Source organism: Sphingobium sp. (assembly GCF_003248505.1).
GTDB lineage: Bacteria > Pseudomonadota > Alphaproteobacteria > Sphingomonadales > Sphingomonadaceae > Sphingobium.
In genome coordinates this window covers 1-3,482 of record NZ_QFOA01000142.1, presented here as the reverse complement: position 1 = coordinate 3,482, position 3,482 = coordinate 1, and the positions used below count along the sequence as shown (strand labels likewise).

Sequence of the window (3,482 nt, the reverse complement as noted above, 5' to 3'; positions counted from 1 at the left end):
ACACTGGGCGTTTCCATTTTATTGCCCCGACCCGATCGATAATGGGACAATATCCTTATCCCGTCAAAGGGAATGGATCGTCTCAATGGCGACATAATTTTTTTGTGCGGCCATGAAGCCGGATGAAATCCGCAGCCTGCCGGAAAGTTATCTGCGTCTGATCATTCTCATTGAGGCGCGAGCGGCACCGCGTCTTCGCAAGATTGACGGATTGTGGCGCAAGCCCGTTTTGGGATGCCGCGGTGCAGAGGCGCGGCCTGGTTCGATGACCGCGTTCATCCGGAAGGAATGCTTGCTTTCTGATGAGGCGATAGATGAGATCGTAGCGAATGCGCCGCCAGACCTGATCTTTTTTCAGCAAGGCGCCGCGCGAGTGCCACTCGACGCCCGTCCTCCCATCAGGCGATGGATCGACCGATTTCTCGATGGCGTTGATCAAGAGGCTGCATGAGGAAGCGACGCAATATGATGTGGTATCAAGGTGCATAGCCGCTCGGGGCTATGCTCTGGAGGTAGAGGCGTCCCGCGTCCGGGACGCCCCCCTGAATCTCAGCCGTTAAGCTGATCCTTCACTGCCTTGGCGGGCGTGAAGGAAAGCTTCTTCGACGCGGCGATCTGAATGGTCGCGCCGGTCGAGGGATTGCGGCCTTCACGGGCCGGGCTGTCCTTGACCTTGAACTTGCCGAAACCATTCAGCGAGACTTCTTCACCCTTGGCAACAGCTCCGGCGATCTGCGCAAAGATGGTGTCGACGAACTTGCGGGCATCCGCCTTGGTCAGGCCATGTTCGCCGGCAAGGGCTTCGGCCAGGTCGCTATTATTCATGGTGCATCCTTGTTGAGAGAAACGCGCCAGCCTTAGTGGCTCATCTTTTGAGTTTGAAGCCTGATTTTAGGGCGGTGTTTCGTCTAGCGCGTGGGGACAGCTGAACGGAGAATGGATTACGCGCCGGGTCAGTGCTGATCGCCGTCTTGAAGAAACTCGCCGTCGGGGTCACGGCCGGTCATCATATACCATTGCTCCATCGTAGTAGGAGCGCCGATCAGGCGCTCATATCCTGCGCAGACGTGTAGTGCGGCATGATGCTCGTCATACCGATCGAGGACCTCCAGGCATCTGACCAGCGTATCTCGGACATCTGCAAGCTCGTCAGGCAATTCGCGCATCGGGGAATGATCCATATCGGTGTCTCCATATTGGAGGGTATCTGGCACGCCGACACCGCGCACGGGCAATCGTCGCCAGATCGGCGGTAATTTCCATCCTGGCGATCCAAACGGCGAGACGCGGGTGGATCTATCTACGTCGTTGGAGCCGGCTACCGAACAGGAGATAGGGGCGAAGAATGCGCCTCCGGAAACCGCGGTTGCGCACGACGGAACCGCTGCGTTTGAGAGTTGAGAAGGATCTTGGAGAGTGTCGCTTTCGAATGGTCGAGAGCGGCATTTCCAAGGAGTTGAGGTTATGAATATCGGTGAAATCAAGCCCGTGAACGGTCGTCTTATCGGTCATATCGCGACCCGTTCGATCGACTTGCCGCGGCTCGGGCTTCGGCCTGTCGAGAGCACCAATGAGCGCGCGCCCGTCTTCGAGATCGTGGCGCTCAATGTCGGGCAGCGCTGGGTTCAGATCGGTGCGCTATGGGAGGCGACCGCCAACAAGACCGGCGAGAACTTCCTTCAGGGATCGCTCGACGATCCGAGCCTGGCCGAGCCGCTGCCTATCGCTCTCTTCGGGACCGACGCCGAAGGCTACCGGGTCGCATGGCGCCGTCGTGACGCGCTAAGCGGCTTTGGCGGCGGGCAGCGCTCGGAGCGTCCGGCGATGGGCGGCGAGGCCATGGGCGGGTTCGGCGCGAGCACCGCTGGCATGGACGGCAGCTACATGGGCGGCAGCGACTTCGACGACGAAGTGCCTCACTGAGGTCTTTGAGCGTCATGGGCCGGGGGAGCAATGGCTTCCCCGGCCTTTCTTTTTGCAAATCAAATTCTGGAAGGATGCGCATCATGGCTACCGCCCTGCGCCACAGCATCGATCGCTTTGCTGACTTGCCTACCCTTTACGCACAGATGGTTGCGACGCCGGAATATCAGGCGGCTTTTGGCGACCCAATGCCGCTCTCCATTGCTGAGCCTGGAGATGCGCCAGCCGAACATGAAATGCCTGAGCCGATCGCCGCGCAAGCCGAGTGCGGCGGCATCATCGCCGCGATCTTTGACCTCTTTACCGGCACCCGTCTGGAACCCCTTGCGCCTGATATCGCCTGGGGCTTCGTCAACAGCTTCCACTATCTCGCAGGGAAGCTGGAGAAGCGCGAAGACGGCTTCGCCAAGGAACTGGGCGAACTTGCGCGAGACCCGGAGGGGAGCGAGATCTATGCCCGCTCCCTCGAAGAAAAGCAGATTCAGTGTCAGTCGCTCGCCGAGCAGCGGCAGGCGATCGAATGTATGCGCGACTATGCTGCGGAAATGTATCGAGCGCAATCTGGCTGGCCGTGGTCGCCGGCAAGGGGCACGCGGGCCTCTTCTGCATCGAGCGCCAGCCAGATCGCCGCGATTGATTTCCTGCGTGCCCGGCAGCTGGAACAGCGCGAACGTCACCTGCCGCAAGGGCCGGTGGTGGTCGTTACTGGGCCGGCCGACTGGCATGACTGGCAGGCGATATGGGCACGGCTTGACGCCATCCACGCGCGGGTCTCCCACATGATCTTGGTCACCACCGGGCAACGCCGCGGTGTGGATCAGATCGCCGCCGCCTGGGCTGCGCGCAGCGGCGTTGAAGTGCCGGTCGTGCGTTACGGTCTATATGGAACGGGGCGGAAGACCGCCTTCACCCGCAATCGCAAAATCCTCGAATTGAAACCAGTCGAGGCAGTGCTCTGTGAAGGCTCAGGCGTGCAGGCCAATCTCTATCAGCTGTTGCGCCAGGCTAATGTGCCGATCCATGCCCTGCGCAAAGCGGACCAGTCACCTGATGCCGTGAGGGTCCCGCCGCGTGCTTCGCGCCGCGGTCATTGAGGGAGGACAGTATGGCGATACCCGACTATCTCAGCGCCAACTTCAAGACGCTGCTTCGGGCGGCGGAAGATGGCAATCTTGCCCTGATGGAATGCCAGGATGCAACATCGGGGGAACCCCGTTACGTCATCTGCGCAGTCGGACGGGAGGAGGGGGCCTATCTCATGACCCCTTTCGGCCACCTCGCTGAAGGAAACCCATATGACGCCTATCGGCCGCCGATCTGAAGGCGATTGACAAAATTCATGCCTTTCCGGGACCGCAGCCGATCCGGCGCGCGGTCCCTTTTTTTGTCAACGGCGGTGATCGGGGCAATGTCGGATGGGTGGTTGGGCACATGTTGCGTGAGGACCATAGCACCCCAGGGGGCATCGAGCCCCCTGGGGTGCTGCCACACTTCTTCTCTCAAGTCTTTTAAGCATGGCACGGGGACAGCGCCGGCCTCAAGGACGACGGGGCCCCACC

At 60.5% G+C, this 3,482-nt stretch carries 5 protein-coding genes and 1 pseudogene; 4 read left to right on the top strand and 2 right to left on the bottom strand.

Translation table 11 applies throughout. The features are described 5' to 3' along the window. Positions 1-112 precede the first annotated feature (112 nt). Entirely contained in the window at positions 113-451 is a 339-nt protein-coding gene (locus DI606_RS19710; RefSeq protein WP_293985661.1) for a hypothetical protein, read from the top strand. A 98-nt stretch (positions 452-549) separates the two neighbouring features. Here DI606_RS19710 and DI606_RS19705 read toward each other — a convergent pair. Beyond that, positions 550-864 (bottom strand): annotated as a pseudogene (locus DI606_RS19705) (HU family DNA-binding protein); the annotation flags it as partial. An 89-nt stretch (positions 865-953) separates the two neighbouring features. Next, complete coding sequence (locus tag DI606_RS19700) at positions 954-1,181, bottom strand: hypothetical protein (RefSeq protein ID WP_046986982.1); 228 nt, start codon at positions 1,179-1,181, stop codon at positions 954-956. A 283-nt stretch (positions 1,182-1,464) separates the two neighbouring features. On the opposite strand from DI606_RS19700, the gene DI606_RS19695 reads away from it, so the two are divergent. The 3 genes from DI606_RS19695 (at position 1,465) to DI606_RS19685 (ending at position 3,244) form a co-directional block, all read left to right on the top strand. Beyond that, entirely contained in the window at positions 1,465-1,923 is a 459-nt protein-coding gene (locus DI606_RS19695) for a DUF736 domain-containing protein (protein ID WP_293985658.1), read from the top strand. Between the two features lie 83 nt (positions 1,924-2,006). Then, positions 2,007-3,017 carry a DUF2493 domain-containing protein gene (locus DI606_RS19690; RefSeq protein WP_293985663.1) on the top strand — a complete coding sequence of 337 codons (1,011 nt, stop codon included), beginning with the start codon at positions 2,007-2,009 and terminating at the stop codon, positions 3,015-3,017. Positions 3,018-3,028: 11 nt separating this feature from the next. Then, positions 3,029-3,244, top strand: a complete 216-nt coding sequence (locus tag DI606_RS19685; protein ID WP_017503383.1) for a DUF6117 family protein — start codon at positions 3,029-3,031, stop codon at positions 3,242-3,244. Positions 3,245-3,482 lie beyond the last annotated feature (238 nt).